Below are 17,717 nucleotides of genomic sequence, written 5' to 3'. Positions count from 1 at the left end.
GCGGAAGGGCCCCTCCGCGGAGGGGCCCTTCCGGGAGTCTCACCGCGTGACGGTGCTGGTGGCGTTGGCGACGAGGCCGTTGACGGTGACGCTGAGGCGGATGGGGGCGCCGGGGCGCAGCGCGGTCAGAGTGCCGGTGGCCGGGTCGAAGCGCGCGGTGTGCCACGGTCGCACCCCGGCCGCCGAGCCGATGTGCACCCCCGGCGAGGCGGACCAGTCCGCGCTGACCGGGGCGGCCACCGGGACGGCACGCCCACCCGGCTGGGTCAGCGTGGCGGTGACCTGCGCCGGGACGCCGACCGCGACGCTGGCCGGGGCGCTCACCGCGAGCCGGTCCACGTGTGCGTGGAACTCCGCGTCCACCCAGCGGGGCCCCTCGGCGAGCGGGTCGCGCCGGGCCCGGTCGGCCTCGGCCGGGCTGACCGGGTCCACGCCGAACTCCGTCCAGCCGGTGAAACCGCCCTGGTCCGCCGGGGTGGATGGCGTCTTGCCCGCGTTCCCGTTGATCACGTACGGCACTCCGTCCACCCGGTCGGCGTGGAACGTGCCGACGTGCCCGCCCACGAACAGCGCGCCCTTGCCGGTGCGGTGCTGGAAGTCGGCCAGCCACTGCTCCAGCAGCGCCGCCTCCTTGCGGTCACCGAGTTGGCTGGCCTGCGCCGGGCTGGGGTCGCGCGGCGGGTGGTGGTGCAGGACGACGACCGAGCCGACGCGCCGGTCGGCGGCTGCCGCGTCCAGCGTCTCGCGCAGCATCCGCACCTGGTCGAAGCCGCCGCCGCGCAGCGTCCCGGTGGACGAGTTCAGGGTGACGAACCGGGTGCCGGCATGGTCGAAGACCCGTGCGGTGGCGCCGAACGCGGCCTGGAAGTTGCTGATCGGGGCGCCCATGATCTCGTGGTTGCCGGGCACGTAGTACCAGGGCAGCGCGTCGCCCAACTCCTCGTCGAGGATCCGCTTGGCCAACGCGAAGTCGGCCGGGTAGGCGGTGTCCACGAAGTCTCCGTTGATCAGCAGGAAGTCCGGCCGGGCCGCCTTCACCTCGCGCAGCGTCCGTCGAGCCTGGGCGACCAGGTCGCTGTCCGGGTCGGCGGCGACGAACTGGGCGTCGGAGAGCACCGCGAACCGCCAGGGTGCGCCGTCCACGGTGCCGTCGCGGACCACCACCCGATCGGTACGCGGCGCCACCGGCGGCATGTCGACCGTGGGCGGCACCTTCGCCACCAGGTCGTCGATGATCACCTCGCTGCTGTACTGCGCGGCGGCGTTGGTCTCGGCCACGTAGAACCGACGGACGCGCACCGGATACTGCACCCCCGCCGGCACCGCGAACTCCACGTACCGCCAGCCGGTCCAGGTGATCAGCGGGCCACGCAGCACGTGCTGGGTGTCCTGTGCGTCGTGCAGGTGCAGGCTGGGCCACTCACCGGTGCCGTTGCCGTGGATCCACATGCCGAAGGCCTGCGGCTGGCCGGGCACCTCGATCCAGGCCGGCGGGTCGGCGTACGCGGCCCGGGTGCCGGTGGACTGGCTGAAGTCGTACGACATCCGCAGGCCGGTGCCGGTGTGCCCCGGCGCCGGGGCGACCGAGCCGCTGGCCCGGGCCTGGCTGAACCGCCAGGACGCGGCGTCGTCGAAGCCGGCCACCGGGACGTCGGTCAGTCCGACGGTGACCGGGAGAACGGTGCTGTGTCGTCCGACGTGGACGGTGACGAGCCCGGAGCCGGTCTCGCGCAGCGCGGTGACGGCGAGGTTGCCGTCGTGGGTGGAGGTGATCCGCAGCAGGTCCCGGTCGTAGTCGAGGGTCAGGTCGGCCGGCTCGATCGGTGCGGTGTTGCCCTCGGCGTCCTGGCCGACCACACCGACCAGGGCGTCGCCGTCCCGGCCGGTCAGCCCGACGCGTTCTACTGTGGAGCTGACCCGGGCCAGCGGGCCGAGCACCGTGAGGCCCAGCGAGCCGGTTGCCCCGCCGCGCGCCGCGGTGACCGTGCTGGCCCCCGGCACGCCGGCGTGGAACACCCCGTCGCGGTCGATTCGGCCGCGTACCGCCGGGGTCACGCGCCAGGTCGGCGCGCCGGCCGCCGGGCCGTACGTCTCGTCGTAGCCGGCCGCGGTGAGGGTGCGGGTGAGGCCGGGGAAGACGCGGTCGGGCCGGCCGCCGCGCACCGGTGAGATGCCGGGAGCGGCGGTGGGGTCACTGGCGGTCTCCACCCAGTAGCCGGTGAGCCGGCCGCTGCCCTTCGGCGCGTAGATGGCCAGGCCGTTGGGCACCGCCCGCTCGCTGCCGTCGGAAGGGGTGTTCTCGACCTGCACGGCCGGGGCGCCCGGCTCCCGGGCCAGCAGCGTGGACGAGCCGCCGCCGTCCAGGTTGAGCGCGTGGTGGGCACCCAGTTCGGCCATCATCCGGCCCATCTCGGTCTGGGTCACGCCGCGGCTGTCGACCTGCCGACCGTCCACCGTCAACATGATCATTTTCCGACCGTCGGCGGTGAAGCCGACCGCCGTGCGCGGCGCCAGCGACGGGTCGGCGATGCTCTGCACGACGCCGTCGCGGACCAGGACGCTGCCACCACCGACCGCCGCGTGCAGAGTGCTGCCGTCGGACGACTTCGGTTGCCAGGCGACCGTCACCGGGTCACCGGGGCGGAGCCCGGCCAGCGCGTCCGCGCCGGCGTCGCGGCCGAGCAGCACGGTGCTGCCGGCGACGATCGGGCCGCTGCCGGCCGCGGTGGTCACCGTGGCCACGCGGCCGCCGGCCACGACGACCTCGACGACCCGGGCCGCGCCCGCGACCGCCCGCTCCCGGGGGTACGTCCCCCACAGTTCGGTGAACGCGCCGATGCCGTCGGCCTGCACGATGTTGTTGAACTGCGTCAACGGCACCGGCCCGGTGGGCAGGGTGGCGGTGCCGTCGAAGTTCACCTCGATCACCCGGCCGAGCCCGTCCGCGGTGACCGCCACCGCGTTGCGGTGCCCGCTGACCGCCGACTGGATCAGCTCACCGTCGCGGATGCCGACGCCCTGGGCGGCGCCGGAGTTGTTGATGTCGAAGAAGTCACCGTTGACCGCGGCGACGGCACGCGAGCGGTCCACCGGTCCCCGCAGCGGCTCGGCCTGGCTGACGGCTCCGGAGTTGACGTAGTCGACGGTGGCCCCGCCGCCGAGGTCCGTGGTGAGGGCGTCGGCACGCAGCCAGCCCTCGGCGTCGTACCGGTCGAAGGAGGTGAGCTGCACGCCCGGCGCAACTGGCCGGGTGGCCTTGGTGGTCTCCAGGCCGCCGGCCGGCTCGACGCCGTCGACGGCGGCGGTCGGGGCGGTCGCGGTGGCCGGGTCGGCGGCCAGACTGACCCAGCCGGCCGACCGGGACGACGCGGGCGGCGCGTCCTCGGCGACGGTGGACGGAGCCACGGGGGCGGCGATGGGCGCGGCCGGCGGTGCGGCTGTCGCCGGCACCGGAGCAGCCAGGGTGAGCATCGGCGTCAGCAGCAGGACGCCGATGCGACGGGCGGATCGTCTGCGGGTACGCATGGACGACAGTCAACCCGATCCTGAATAGAAGTTTCAAGATGCATCGACTGAACCGAAGGAAAACTCCACCCTCGTCGGCTCTCCCCGCGTCGGGCCGTGCCGCCGGGCCGTGCCGCCGGGCCGGCCTTGCCTCCGCCCTTTGCTCTGCTTCAACGGACGCAACGCGGAGAGGCCCGAACTGTTGCGCGGGTGTAAGCAGAGCAAAGGGGTCGAATGGACATGACGAAGGGGCACGGCCGCTGTGGCCGTGCCCCTTCGTTTGGTCAACCGAGGGTGGTTACTCCCCCGGCGTCGACTTCGCGATCTGCATCAGGAACTCGATGTTGGTGCGGGACTTCTTGAGCCGGTCCAGCAGCAGGTCCATGGCGGCCTGCGAGTCCAGCGAGTGCAGCACCTTCCGGAGCTTGTGGATGATGGCCAGTTCCTCGGGCGCGAACAGGACCTCTTCCTTACGGGTACCGGACGGGTTGACGTCGATGGCCGGGAAGGTGCGCTTGTCAGCGATCTTCCGGTCCAGCTTCAGCTCCGCGTTGCCGGTGCCCTTGAACTCCTCGAAGATGACCGTGTCCGCCATGGACCCGGTCTCCACCAGCGCGGTGGCGATGATGGTCAGCGAGCCGCCGTTCTCGATGTTGCGAGCCGCGCCGAGGAAGCGCTTCGGCGGGTAGAGCGCGGTGGAGTCGATACCACCCGACATGATCCGGCCGCTGGCCGGCGCCGCCAGGTTGTACGACCGACCGAGCCGGGTCACCGAGTCGAGCAGCACGACAACGTCGTGCCCCAGCTCGACCAGACGCTTCGCCCGCTCGATCGCCAGCTCCGCCACCGTCGTGTGGTCCTGCGGCGGCCGGTCGAACGTGGCCGCGATGACCTCGCCCTTGATCGACCGCTGCATGTCGGTGACCTCTTCGGGCCGCTCGTCCACCAGCACCACCATCAGGTGGCACTCCGGGTTGTTCCGGGTGATCGCGTTCGCGATCGCCTGGAGCACCATCGTCTTACCCGCCTTGGGCGGAGACTGGATGAGCGCCCGCTGGCCCTTGCCGATCGGCATGACCAGGTCGATCACCCGGGTGGTGAGGATGTGCGGCTCGGTCTCCAGCCGCAGACGCTCCTGCGGGTAGAGCGGCGTGAGCTTGTAGAACTCCGGCCGGCGCCGCGCCTCCTCCGGCTCCATCCCGTTGATCGTGTCCAGCCGCATCAGCGGGTTGTACTTGTCCCGCCGCTGATCGCCGCTGTTGCCGCCCTCGCGGGCCGCACGCACCGCACCGGTGATCGCGTCACCGCGACGCAGGCCGTACTTCTTGATCTGGGACATCGACACGTACACGTCGTTCGGGCCGGCCAGGTAGCCGGTCGTCCGCACGAAGGCGTAGTTGTCGAGCACGTCGATGATGCCGGCCACCGGGACGAGCACGTCGTCCTCGCCGACCTGCGGCTCGCGCCCTCCGGTGTCGCCACCGGTCTCTGGGCGGTCGCCCCGGCCCCGCCGACGGTCCCGGAAGCGGCTACGCCGGCCGCGCCGGCCGCCACCCTCGTCGTCGCCGTCGCCGTCGTTGTCGCGCTCGGCGCGCTGACCACGGTCGTTGCGGTCGCCCCGATCGTTGCGGTCGTTGCGGTCACCACGCTCGTTGCGCTCGGCACGCTCGCCCCGGTCGGCACGCTCCGGCCGATCGTTACGCTCGCCTCGCTCGGCACGCTCGCCCCGGTCGTTGCGCTCGCCCCGCTCGGCACGCTCGGCACGCTCGCCGCGCTCGGTGCGCTCACCCCGCTCGGCACGCTCGCCCCGCTCGGCACGCTCGCCCCGCTCGGCACGCTCGCCCCGCTCGGTGCGGTCGGCACGCTCAGTGCGCTCGGCCCGCTCGGCCCGCTCGGCCCGCTCGGTGCGCTCCGGGCGCTCGGCACGCTCGGTGCGCTCCGGGCGCTCGGCCCGCTCCGGGCGTTCGGCCCGGTCCCGGCGGTTCTCGGTCCGTTCGCCGGCCTCCGCCTCATCGGTGCGCGCCTCGGTGGTGCGCGCCTCAGTGGTACGCGCCTCCGCCGCGGCGGTCCGGCTCCGCCGGGTACGGCCCCGGCTCTCGGTCTCGGCGGCCGGCTCGGCCGGCGCCTGGTCGGTGCGTCCCTCCGCCGCCGGACGGTCCACGGTCTCCCGCACCTCCTCGCGGGTCGGAGCGGCCGCAGCCGCGACCTCGGCCCGCGGTCGAGGGGTACCGGCGGCGTTGCCGCCCTGCCGCTCGGAGATCGCGGCGATCAGCTCGCCCTTACGCATGCGAGCCGTGCCGGAGATGCCGAGCGACGCGGCCAGGCTCTGCAGCTCTGGCAGCAGCATCGCCGACAGACCGGTGCCGCTACGCCGACGACGGGCGGGAGCGGCGGTGGTGGCATCGCCAGCGACGTTGGAAACATCCGACGTCACGTCGGTGGTGTCGCTCAATGGATTCCTTCCCTCGGTAAAGGCCGTGACTGCCCGGAGTCGGACTCAGGTGGCCGGGCGGCCTCGGTGCACCCGCCTCGCAAGGACGCGTCGCGGGAGTCTGTGACACAGCAGCCGGTCGGTTTCCCGACTCACCAAACATCGGTGAGCAGGTCTCGCCGTCTGCGGCGACCTGTGGAAACTGCGGCGCGGCGTGGGCCTTGGCAGGGGTGACGGGCTGACCGCCGAGAGCTTCGGGGGTGCGCCGCCCCGCAGGAGATCGCGTGCTTCGCGGCTGTGCTAGGTCTAGAGCGTAATCAACTCTTCCGACCTGCGGCAACAGGGTCCCGCTCGGCGTGTCCAAGTCTACCCCGAGCAACCCGCGCACCGCTGACGTCTATCGGTAACTGCCAGATCTGCCAATCTGTTCCCACCGGGAGGCTTGGCGGCGGCTCGCTGAGCGCCAGCACAGTCGGCCCGGCCCCACTGACAACAGCCGCCACACCGGCCGCTCGCAACGCGTTGACCAGGGCCGATGTGCCCGGCATCCCCGGTGCGCGGTAGGCCTGGTGGAGCCGGTCGACGGTGGCGGGCAGCAGCAGCGACGGGTCCGCGGTCAGCGCGTGCACCAGCAGCGCCGCCCGCCCGGCGGTCAACGCGGCGTCGCCATGCGGCACGGTGGCCGGCAACGCGGCCCGCGCGGTCGCGGTCAGCCCCCGCTCCGAAGGCACGAAAATTGTCGGCCGCACCCCGTCGGCGACGGCCAGGGACACCGCGCGAGCGCCGGTCGGCTCGGACCAGGCCAGCGTGAAGCCGCCGAGCAGGCACGGCGCGACATTGTCGGGATGGCCCTCGATCTCGGCGGCCAGCCGGAGCACGGCCGCCGGGTCCAGCCGGTGCTCCCCGTCGGCGACCAGGGCGCGGGCCAACAACACCCCGGCGATGATCGCGGCGGACGAGGAGCCCAGCCCACGGGCCTGCGGGATCCGGTTGACGCACTCCACGATCAGCCCCGCGGGCTGCCCACCGAGCACGTCGAAGGCGGCCCGCATGGCCCGCACCACCAGATGCCGGTCGTCGTCGGGCAGCTCACCCGCACCCTGCCCGGTCACCGTCACCCGGACCCCACCCGGCGCGACCTCGGCCGCCAGGTCGTCGTAGAGCCCGAGGGCGAGGCCCAGCGCGTCGAAGCCCGGGCCCAGGTTGGCGCTGGTCGCGGGGACCCGAACCCGGACCGGCCCGGGGCTGAAGTTCATCGGCACGCGCTCATGCTAGGGGTCGGCACCGACGATCCGGTCCGACGCCCGCAGCGTGGGACCGGCGAGCTCAGCCGGCCGGGTTCGGAACCGGTTCGGCGACCGGGTCGGTGAGCGAGAGCCGGCGGGTGGCGATCCGCCAGCCGACCGCGTACACGAGGGTGACCAGCCCGCAGCCGGCCAGCACCACGCGCTCGTCCACCACGTCCACCACCAGGGCCACCGCCAGCTGGCTCACCGAGATGGCCAGCGTCGCGAGCATCATGTCGGTGGCGAAGACCCGACCGCGCAACCGGTCCGGCACCTCGCCTTGGAGGGCGAAGTTCGACATCACCCAGTTGCTGCCGCCCGCGAAGTGCGCCACGAAGACCAGCAGCAGCACCAGCGGAAACCAGCGGACCACCGACGCGCCCAGGTAGGACAGGCCGTAGAGCGACATGGACAGCGCCAGCCCCGGCAGCAGCCAGGACCGGTTGGTCAGCACCCGGCGCATCAGGATGGGCCCCACCAGGGCCCCCGCCCCGCGTACCGCGAAGAGCAGGCCGGCGCCCAGCGAGCCGACCCCGTACACGCTGGCGAGCAGCGGAAACACCGTCAGCACACCGTTGCCCAGGCCGACCGCCGACTTCACCGTGACCAGCGCCAGGACCCGCGGCCGGTGCCCGATGTAGACGAGCGCCTCGCGGACCGCCGGCCAGGTCCGCTGGGCCGGCTGGTCGACGTCCCGTGGCGCCTGCAACGGCCGCCGGATCCGCCCGGCGAGGCCCGCGGCCAGCGCCAGGCCCACCGCCGCCACCCAGAAGCAGGCGTACGGGCCGACGGCCGAGCTGAGCACGCCACCGAGCGAGGCGCCGACCACCGTCATGGTGCCCCAGGCCGAACCGGCAACGGCGTTGCCGGCGGCCAGCTCGTGCGGCTCCAGAACGTTGGGCAGCGCGGCCTGGGCGGCCGGCGAGTAGAACGCCTTGGCGACCGCGACCACGCCGATCGCCACCAGCGCCAGCCACGCGGTCCCGGCGCTCCGGACGCCGAGCAGCAGCAGCACGCCCGCCAGCGCCGCCACGTTCGCGGCGATCATGACCTTGCGTCGGTCGAACCGGTCGGCCACCGTGCCCGTGTACGGCAGCAGCAGTGCCACGATGCCGGTGTCCACCGCCAGCACCAGCGCGCCCCAGACCCCGCTGCCGGTCAACTGGGGCAGCAGCACCAGCAGCGGCACCATGACGAACCAGTCGGCGCCGAAGACGACCAGCTCGGCGAGGAAGAGATTGCGAAAGCTCCGGTTGCCGGTCAGGACGGAGAGGGTGGACGCCACGTAGCGCGACGCTACCCGGTCGATCGCACTCGATACCCTCCGCGAGCAGCACCGACCGGCCCCTCGGTTCCGCTCGGAACCGGTCGGCGCGCAGAGAGCCGGAACGCCCCCGGCAGGTGAACCCGCCGGGGGCGTTCCGAGGTGCCGGTCCGACTACTCGGTCGGCTCCGTGGGGGGCAGCGGCGAGGTGCGGCTGCGGGGCAGCCGTAGCACCTCGAACTGGTCCGTGCCGTCCACCAGCGCGCCCGACGGCGCGGGTCGCCCCGCCGCCGCCTGCGAGCCCTCGGCGTGCGTCGCCGCCGGCGCACCGGAGGGCACGGCCACCTTGTTCGGGCTGGCCGGCTCGGCGGTCTCCGGGTCGGTCGGCCCGGTCACCGCCGGGTCGCCGGAGCGCCGCCGGCGGCGCCGCTCCCGCAACGATTCCTTGGTGTGTTCCACCATCGTGTACAGCGTCGGCACCAGGATCAGCGTCAGCAGCGTGGAGCTGAGCAGGCCGCCGATCACCACGACAGCCAGCGGCTGGGAGATGAAGCCGCCCTCGCCGGTCAACCCGAGCGCCATCGGCAGCAGCGCGAAGATGGTCGCGACCGCCGTCATCAGGATCGGGCGCAGCCGGCGCCGTCCGCCCTCGACCACCGCGTCCCGGACCCCCATGCCCTGGGCCCGGTACTGGTTGATCAGGTCCAGCAGCACGATCGCGTTGGTGACCACGATGCCGACCAGCATCAGCACGCCGATCAACGCCGGCACGCCCAGCGGCGTCCCGGTGACCAGCAGCAGGCCGATCGCGCCGGTCGCCGCGAACGGGATGGAGATCAACAGGATGAGCGCCTGGGTGAGGCTGCGGAACGTGGCCACCATGATCAGGAACACGATCGCGATCGCGGCCAGCACCGCCAGGCCCAGGTCGCCGAAGGCGTCCGCCTGGTCCGCGCTGACCCCGCCGATGGTCAGGCTCGCCCCCGGCACGTCGATGGCGTCCAGCCGCTTCTGCAGCTCCTGGCTGGTCGCGCCCAGGTTCGAGCCGGTCGCCGTGCCGGTGACCGAAACGCTGCGCTCACCATCGATCCGGCTGACCTGCTGCGGCCCCTCGCCCTGGGTCACGGCCGCGATGTCGCCCAGCTTGACCGGACCCACCGGCAGCGCCCGCAGCTCCTGCACCGACACCGGCGGCTGCGCGCCCAGCCGCAGCACCACGTTCTGCTGCTGACCGTCGAGCGTGACCTGGCCCAACGGCGCCCCGCGGAACGTCTGCGAGACGAGCTGACCCACCGCGGCCTCGGTGAGGCCGACCCGGCCGGCAGCGACCCGGTCGACGGTCACGTCGACGCGCGGCACCCGGTCGGCCAGGCTGGTGGTGACGTCCTCGACGTCCGGGACCCCGGCCATCGCCGTCCGGGCCGCCTCGGCGGCCCTGGTCAACACCTCCGGGTCACTGGCCTGGACGATCACCTCCAGCTGGCTGGTCGAGGCGTCCTGCCCGCCGCCGAAGCTGATCTCGCCCAACCCGGTGCCGAGCGTGTCGAACTCCTTGCGCAGCACCTCACGCATCTGCTTCGCGTCGGTGTCCCCGTCGAGCGCCACGGACCAGCTCGCGACGTTGTTGCCACCGCCGCCGGCCCACGGGTTGTCCCCGCCGCCGGCGGTCACCTGGTACGTCTCGACCCCGTCGGTACGCCCGAGCACCGTCTCGACCTGCTTGGCCGCCGCGTCGGTGGCGGCCAGGCCGCTACCCGCCGGCAGTTCCTGCCGGAAGCTGAGCGTGTCCTGACCGGAGTCGTCCAGGAAGTTGGTCTCCAGCTTCTGGGCCAGGCCGAAGGTGCCGAAGAGCACCAGCAGGCCCAGCCCGACGGTGATCCAGCGGGTGGACCGCTTTCGGGTGGCGAACCCGATCACCGGGAGGTACGCCCGCTGCAACGGGCTGCGCAGCTCCTTCTCCTCCGCGCCGCGGCGCACCGCGTCGTCGTCCGGGGTGCCGCCGCGCGGCTTGAGGAACCAGTACGCCAGCACCGGGATCACGCTCAGTGACACCAGCAGCGACGCGAGCAGCGCCACCGTCACGGTGATCGCGAACGGCGCGAAGAGCTGCCCGACGAACCCGCCGACCAGCGCGATGGGCGCGAACACCGCGACCGTGGTGAGGGTGGACGCGGTCACCGCGCCAGCCACCTCGCGGACGCCGGTGATGATGGCGTGCCGCTTCTCCTCGCCGTACTCCAGGTGTCGTTTGATGTTCTCCAGAACCACGATCGAGTCGTCCACCACCCGGCCTACCGCGATGGTCAGCGCGCCGAGGGTGAGCAGGTTGAGCGAGTAGTCGCCGATCCACAGCGCGATCAGGGCGACCAGCACGGAGAGCGGGATGGAGACCGCGGTGACCACGGTCGACCGCACCGACAGCAGGAAGACCAGGATGACGATGACCGCCATCAGCAGGCCCAGCAGGCCCTCGGTGGTCAGCGACTCGATCGACTTCTCGACGAACGGCGCCTGGTCGAAGACCACGGTCAGCTCGGCGCCGGACGCGTCCTTCAGGTCGGCCAGCCGGTCCCGGATCTCGTGCGAGATCTCCACGGCGTTGCCGTCCGGCGACGCCGTGACCGCGATGCCGAGGCTGTCCTTGCCGTTGGTCCGGGTGATCGCGGTGGCCGGGGCGAGCTGCTGCTCGACGGTCGCCACGTCACCGAGACGCACCGGGGCGGCCCCGGGGGCGACCACGATGCCGCGCAGATCGGCCAGGGTGGCGACCGGCGTGCCGACCTGCACCGGGAGGGCCAGGCCACCGTCGGTCACCGCGCCGGCCGGCACCGACACGCCGTTGGTCTTCAGCGCGGCGCCGATCGCGGTCGGCTGGAGCTTCGCCGCGGCCAGCTTGGCCGGGTCCGGGGTGACCACCACGACGTCGTCGCGGGTGCCGGTCACCTCGACCGTACGGACCCCCTCGATGCCCTCCAGCTCCGGCACCACCGTCGCGCGCAGCTTCTCGGCGAGCGCCCGCTCGTCCGCCGCGCCGGTCGCCGCCAGCACCACCGCCGGCAGGTCGTCGGTGCTGCCCGCGATGACCTGCGGGTCGACGCTCTCCGGCAGCTGGGCGTCGATCCGGCTCAGCGCGGTCTGCATCTTGTTGACCACGTCGTCCAGGTCGGTGCCGAACTCGTACAGCACCTGGACGGTCGCCGCCCCCTCGCGGGAGGTCGACGTGACCTGGTCCAGCCCGGGAATGCCCTGGAGCGCGTTCTCGATCGGCTCGGTCACCTGCGACTCGACGATCTCGGGTCCGGCGCCGGGATAGGCGGCCACGATGAACGCGGCCGGGAATTCGAGCGACGGCAGCAGTTGCTGCTTCAGCGACGGCACGGCGAACGCTCCGAACGCCGTGGTCACCACCGCGATGAGGGCGACCAGCCCTCGGTTGGCGAGGCTGAATCTGGCGAGCAGCGACATCGGCCTGGCTCACTCCTGAACGAGAAGGCGGGCGGGGATACCCGAAAGTGTGCCTGACTCGATCACCCCGCCCCCCGCCGGACCCCTGCCGCCCCAACGCCGCCGCGTTCCACGGTCGGCCGGGCCCCGACGGTCGGGAGCGGTGGCCGCTCAGGCCAGATCGAGGGCGCGGGCCGCGGCCAGCGGATCGTTCGCGATGGTCATCGGGGCGGGCGCGGTGGAGATCGCCCATTCCGGGTCCTTCAGGCCGTGACCGGTCACCGTGCAGACCACCGTCGAACCGGCCGGGATCGCGCCCACCGCGGCCTGCTGGAGCAGACCGGCCACGCTGGCCGCGCTGCCCAGCTCGACGAAGACCCCCACCTCGCGGGCGAGCAGCCGGTACGCGGACAGGATCTCCCGGTCGGTCACCGCCGCGATCAGGCCACCCGAGGCGTCCCGGGCGTCCAGGGCCTTGGTCCAGCTCGCCGGGTTGCCGATCCGGATCGCGGTGGCGATGGTCGACGGCTCCGCCACCACCTGTCCGGTGACGATCGGCGCCGCCCCGGCGGCCTGGAAGCCGTACATCTTCGGCGCCCGGGTGGTGGCGCCGGCGGCGTGCTCCTCCGAGTACCCCATCCAGTAGGCCGAGATGTTGCCGGCGTTGCCGACCGGCAGGCAGTGGATGTCGGGCGCGTCACCGAGCGCCTCGACGATCTCGAAGGCGGCGGTCTTCTGCCCGTGCAGCCGGTCGATGTTGACCGAGTTGACCAGCGCGACCGGGTAGTCCTGTGCGAGCTTGGCGGCCGTCGCCAGGCAGTCGTCGAAGTTGCCGCTCACCTGGAGCAGCTTCGCGCCGTGCACCAGCGCCTGGGCCAGCTTGCCCAACGCGATCTTGCCCTGCGGGACCAGCACCGCGCAGGTCAGCCCGGCCCGTGCCGCGTACGCCGCGGCGGAGGCACTGGTGTTGCCGGTGGAGGCGCAGATGATGGCCTTGTTGCCGGCCTCGACCGCCTTGGAGACCGCGACGGTCATTCCGCGGTCCTTGAACGAGCCGGTCGGGTTGGCGCCCTCCACCTTGAGGTGCACGTCGCACCCGATCCGGGCGGAGAGCACCGGCGCGGGCAGCAGCGGGGTGTTCCCCTCGTGCAGCGTGACGACGGGCGTGGCCGCGGTGACCGGCAGCCGGTCCCGGTACGCCTCGATCAGACCCCGCCACATGTCGTTCTCCTCGCCTCTACCGTCGCGTCGACCTGAGGTTCAGGCCACCCTGGACCAGCCTGCCGGAGCGACCGGCGGCAGACCCCGGGTTACCCACCTGGCGGGACGAGCGTGCCCGTCCCACCACCGGGTCAACGACTCACACCCCGCCCTCGACCCGCAGCACGCTGGTCACCGACCGGACGATGTCCAGGCCGCGCAGCTCGCCCACGGTCGCGGCGAGCGCGGCGTCCGGCGCCACGTGGGTGACGATCACCAGCTCGGCGTCGCCGTCCCGGCCGGGCGAGCCGCCGGCCGAACCCTGCCGCACGGTCGCGATCGACACGTCGTGCCGGGCGAACACGCCGGCCACCGCGGCCAGCACACCCGGACGGTCGGCCACGTCCAGGCTGACGTGGTAGCGGGTCAGCGCCTCGCCCATCGGCCGGACCGCCAGGTCGGCGTACGCGCTCTCGCTGGCCGCGCGCACCCCGGCGAGCCGGTTGCGGGCCACCGCCACCACGTCGCCGAGCACCGCGCTGGCGGTCGGCGCGCCACCCGCGCCCCGGCCGTAGAACATCAGCTCCCCGGCCGCGTCCGCCTCCACGAAGACCGCGTTGAACGCGTCGCCGACGCTTGCCAGCGGGTGGCTGCGCGGGATCATCGCCGGGTGCACCCGGACGCTGACCGTGTCCCGGCCGGCCGGGTCGACACCCCGGGCCGCGATGCAGAGCAGCTTGATCGTGCAGCCCATCGCCTGCGCGCTGGCCACGTCCGCGGCGGTCACCTCGGTGATCCCCTCCCGGTGCACGTCGGCGGCGCCGACCCGGGTGTGGAACGCCAGTGAGGCGAGGATCGCCGCCTTGGCCGCCGCGTCGAAGCCCTCCACGTCGGCGGTGGGGTCGGCCTCCGCGTACCCCAGCTCGGTGGCTTCTTCGAGGGCCTCGGCGAAGCCGGCGCCGGTGGCGTCCATGGCGGAGAGGATGAAGTTGGTGGTGCCGTTGACGATGCCGGTGACCCGGTTGATCCGGTCGCCGTGCAGCGACTCGCGCAGCGGGCGCAGCAGCGGGATGGCCCCGGCCACGGACGCCTCGTAGTAGAGGTCGCCACCGCCCTCGGCCGCCGCGTCGTGCAGCGCCACGCCGTCCTCGGCGAGCAGCGCCTTGTTGGCGGTGACCACGCTCTTGCCGGCGCGCAGCGCCTCGACCAGCCAGCTCCGGGCCGGCTCGATACCGCCGACCACCTCGATCACGACGTCCACGTCGTCGCGCTTGATCAGGCCGAGCGCGTCGGTGGTGAACAGGGTCGGGTCGATCGGCAGGTCACCGCGGTCCCGGCCGAGCCGACGGACGGCGATGCCGGCGATCTCCAGCGGTGCGCCGATCCGGGCGGCCAGGTCGATGCCCTGCTCGTGCAGCAGCCGGACCACCTCCTGGCCGACCGTGCCACAGCCGAGCAGCGCCAAGCGCACAGGTGACGTCATCCAACATCCAATGCGAGCAGGTCCTCTTCGGTTTCCCGCCGGACGATCAGACGCGCCTGGCCGTCGCGTACCGCGACCACCGGTGGCCGCGGTACGTGGTTGTAGTTGCTGGCCATGCTGCGGCAGTAGGCGCCCGTGCCGGGCACCGCGACAAGATCGCCGGGCTGCACGTCGGCGGGCAGGAATTCATCCTTCACCACGATGTCCCCGGACTCACAGTGCTTTCCCACCACGCGGGCGAGCATCGGCTGCGCCGTCGACGCCCGAGAGGCCAACGTCGCCGAGTACGAGGCGTCGTAGAGCGCGGTCCGGATGTTGTCGCTCATCCCGCCGTCCACGCTGACGTACGTCCGGATGCCGTCGAGATCCTTGACCGTGCCGACCTCGTAGAGGGTGAACACGGACGGCCCGACGATGGCCCGCCCCGGCTCGATGGAGAGCCGCGGCACGGCGAGCCGCTCGGCGGCGCACTCCGAGTCGACGATCTTGCGGAGCCGCTTGGCCAGGTCCTGTGGAGTGGCCGGGTCGTCCTGGGTGGTGTACGCGATGCCGAAACCGCCGCCCAGGTCCAGCTCGGGCAGCTCCACCCCGCGCGCGTCGCGGATCTGGGCCTGCAGGGCGAGCACCCGACGGGCGGAGACCTCGAAACCGCTGGCGTCGAAGATCTGCGAGCCGATGTGCGAGTGCAGGCCGCGCAGCTCCAGCACGCCCTCGTCGAGGACCTTGAACGCGGCCGCCGCGGCCGCGCCACCGGCCAGGGAGAAGCCGAACTTCTGGTCCTCGTGGGCGGTGGCGATGAACTCGTGGGTGTGCGCCTCGACCCCGACGGTGACCCGGACCAGGACCCGGGGGCGGACGCCCCGCTCGCGGGCCAGAGCGGTGAGCCGGTCGATCTCGATGAACGAGTCGAGGATGATCCGCCCGACACCGGCGTCCAGCGCCCGGGCCAGCTCGGTCACCGACTTGTTGTTGCCGTGGAAGCCGATCCGCTCCGGCGGCATCCCGGCCGCGAGGGCGGTGGCCAGCTCACCGCCGGTGCAGACGTCGAGGTGCAACCCCTCCTCGGCGATCATCCGGACCACAGCCCGGCACAGGAACGCCTTGCCGGCGTAGTAGACGTCCTCGGTCGGGAAGGCGGACCGGAAGTCCCGGCAGCGCGACCGCACGTCGTCCTCGTCCAGCACGTACATCGGGGTGCCGAACTCGGCCGCGAGGTCGCGGACGCTCAGGCCCGCGACGGCGAGCGCGCCGTCGGCGCCGCGCGTCACGGTGCGCGGCCACAGCCCCGGCATCAGGGCGTTGACGTCGTCCGGGGTACGCAGCCAGGCCGGCCCTCGGCTGCCGATGTCGCCGTGCAGCGCACCAGCCTCGTGAGCACGCATCAGGTACTACATCCTCTCGGGAGCGGAGACGCCGAGCAGGTGCAGGCCGTTGGCGATCACCGTGCGGGTGGCGTTGTTGAGCCAGAGCCGTGCCCGGTGCAGGTCGGTGACCTCCTCGTCGCCCAACGGCAGCACCCGGCAGTTGTCGTAGAACCGGTGGAAGGAGGCGGCGACGCTCTCCTCCAGGTAGCGGGCCACCCGGTGCGGCTCCCGCAGCTCGGCGGCGGTGGCCACCACCGCCGGGAACTCGGCGAGCGCCTTGAGCAGCTCGTTCTCCTTCTCGTGCCCGAGCAGCTCGGGGCGGAACGCGTCGGCGTCGCCTTGGAGCAGCCCCACCTCGGCGGCGTTGCGGGCCACACCCGCCGTCCGGGCCGCCACGTACTGCACGTAGTAGACCGGGTTGTCGCGGGTCGCCCGGGTCCACAGCTCGATGTCGATGTCGATCGGCGAGTCGCTGGAGTAGCGAGCCAGCGCGTACCGGGAGGCGTCCACCCCGATCGCGTCGACCAGGTCCTCCAGGGTGATCACCGTGCCGGCCCGCTTGCTCATCCGCATCGGGGCGCCGTCGCGCAGCAGGCTGACCAGCTGGCCGATGAGGATCTCCAGGTTGCGCTCCGGGTCGTCCCCGAAGCACGCGGCCATCGCCTTCATCCGGCCGATGTAGCCGTGGTGGTCGGCGCCCAGCATGATCACGACCCGCTCGAAGCCGCGCTCCCGCTTGTCCAGGTAGTAGGCGCAGTCCGCGGCGAAGTACGTCCACTCGCCGTCGGACTTGCGCAGCACCCGGTCCTTGTCGTCACCGAAGTCGGTGGTGCGCAGCCAGGTGGCGCCGGCGGACTCGTAGACCTGACCCTGCTCGCGCAGCCGGGCCAGGGCGAGGTCCAGCTCACCCCGGTCGTGCAGGTCCTTCTCGTTGAAGTAGGTGTCGAACTCCACCCCGAAGTCGCGCAGCGAGGAGCGGATCTCGTCGAACATCAGCGCGACGCCCTCGACCCGGAACACCTCCTGGGCGGCGGTGTCGTCCATGGTCAGCACGTCGGGCCGGCGGGCCTGCACCTCAGCGGTGATCTCGGAGATGTACGCCCCGCCGTACCCGTCCTCCGGCGCGGGCTGGCCCTTCGCGGCGGCGAGCAGCGAACGGGCGAACCGGTCGATCTGCGAGCCGGCGTCGTTGAAGTAGTACTCCGTGCCCACCTCGGCGCCGGTGGCCCGCAGCAGCCGGCTGAGCGCGTCACCGACGGCCGCCCAGCGGACCCCACCGATGTGCACCGGGCCGGTCGGGTTGGCCGAGACGAACTCCAGGTTGATCTTCTCGCCGGCGAGCCGGTCGCTGCGGCCATACTCCGCGCCGGCCTCGACGATCACCCGGGCGAGCTGGCCGGCGGCGGCCGCGTCCAGCCGGATGTTCAGGAAGCCTGGCCCGGCGATCTCCACCGACTTGACCCCGGGCGCCCGGCCCAGCTCATCGGCCAGGGCGGCGGCCAGCTCGCGCGGCGGCACACCCACCTTCTTGCTCAGCTGCAGGGCGAGCGTGGAGGCGTAGTCGCCGTGCTCGGGGTTGCGGGGTCGCTCCACCGCCGTACGCTCCGGCAGCGCGGCGTGGTCGAGGCCACGCTCGGCGAAGACGGCGTGGGCAGCGGTGAGGACGACCGAGGCTAGTTCTGCAGGAGTCACCGAACCATGTTATCGGGGGTAGACTCGGGCACTCGGCGGCGACCCTGCG

9 protein-coding genes are annotated in these 17,717 nt (G+C 72.8%); all 9 read right to left on the bottom strand.

Annotated features, from left to right (window positions below; translation table 11 throughout):
• Positions 1–39 precede the first annotated feature (39 nt).
• The 9 genes from ACFYPS_RS20080 to argS all read right to left on the bottom strand — a co-directional run bounded on the left by ACFYPS_RS20080 (position 40) and on the right by argS (position 17,668).
• Positions 40–3,525 carry a phosphodiester glycosidase family protein gene (locus ACFYPS_RS20080; protein ID WP_387326032.1) on the bottom strand — a complete coding sequence of 1,162 codons (3,486 nt, stop codon included), beginning with the start codon at positions 3,523–3,525 and terminating at the stop codon, positions 40–42.
• Between the two features lie 277 nt (positions 3,526–3,802).
• Entirely contained in the window at positions 3,803–5,956 is a 2,154-nt protein-coding gene (rho, locus tag ACFYPS_RS20075) for a transcription termination factor Rho (RefSeq protein ID WP_387326029.1), read from the bottom strand.
• Between the two features lie 296 nt (positions 5,957–6,252).
• Complete coding sequence (gene thrB / locus ACFYPS_RS20070; protein WP_354963830.1) at positions 6,253–7,197, bottom strand: homoserine kinase; 945 nt, start codon at positions 7,195–7,197, stop codon at positions 6,253–6,255.
• A 64-nt stretch (positions 7,198–7,261) separates the two neighbouring features.
• Entirely contained in the window at positions 7,262–8,506 is a 1,245-nt protein-coding gene (locus ACFYPS_RS20065; protein ID WP_354963829.1) for an MFS transporter, read from the bottom strand.
• 153 nt (positions 8,507–8,659) lie between these two features.
• Complete coding sequence (locus tag ACFYPS_RS20060; protein WP_354963828.1) at positions 8,660–11,950, bottom strand: efflux RND transporter permease subunit; 3,291 nt, start codon at positions 11,948–11,950, stop codon at positions 8,660–8,662.
• 150 nt (positions 11,951–12,100) lie between these two features.
• Positions 12,101–13,150 (bottom strand): threonine synthase, encoded by a 1,050-nt coding sequence (gene thrC / locus ACFYPS_RS20055; RefSeq protein ID WP_354963827.1) that lies wholly within the window; start codon positions 13,148–13,150, stop codon positions 12,101–12,103.
• A 139-nt stretch (positions 13,151–13,289) separates the two neighbouring features.
• A complete protein-coding gene (locus tag ACFYPS_RS20050; RefSeq protein WP_354964012.1) occupies positions 13,290–14,600 on the bottom strand; it encodes a homoserine dehydrogenase in 1,311 nt (436 codons plus the stop codon).
• A gap of 8 nt (positions 14,601–14,608) precedes the next feature.
• Positions 14,609–15,994 (bottom strand): diaminopimelate decarboxylase, encoded by a 1,386-nt coding sequence (gene lysA / locus ACFYPS_RS20045; RefSeq protein ID WP_354963826.1) that lies wholly within the window; start codon positions 15,992–15,994, stop codon positions 14,609–14,611.
• A 6-nt stretch (positions 15,995–16,000) separates the two neighbouring features.
• Positions 16,001–17,668, bottom strand: coding sequence for an arginine--tRNA ligase (argS, locus tag ACFYPS_RS20040; RefSeq protein WP_354963825.1), 1,668 nt, complete (start codon positions 17,666–17,668; stop codon positions 16,001–16,003).
• Between the last annotated feature and the right edge of the window lie 49 nt (positions 17,669–17,717).

It is taken from the genome of Micromonospora sp. NPDC005087, assembly GCF_042872965.1.
GTDB lineage: Bacteria > Actinomycetota > Actinomycetes > Mycobacteriales > Micromonosporaceae > Micromonospora.
The sequence above is the reverse complement of the archived record's forward strand: the minus strand, read 5'-3'. Positions and strand labels throughout refer to the sequence as shown.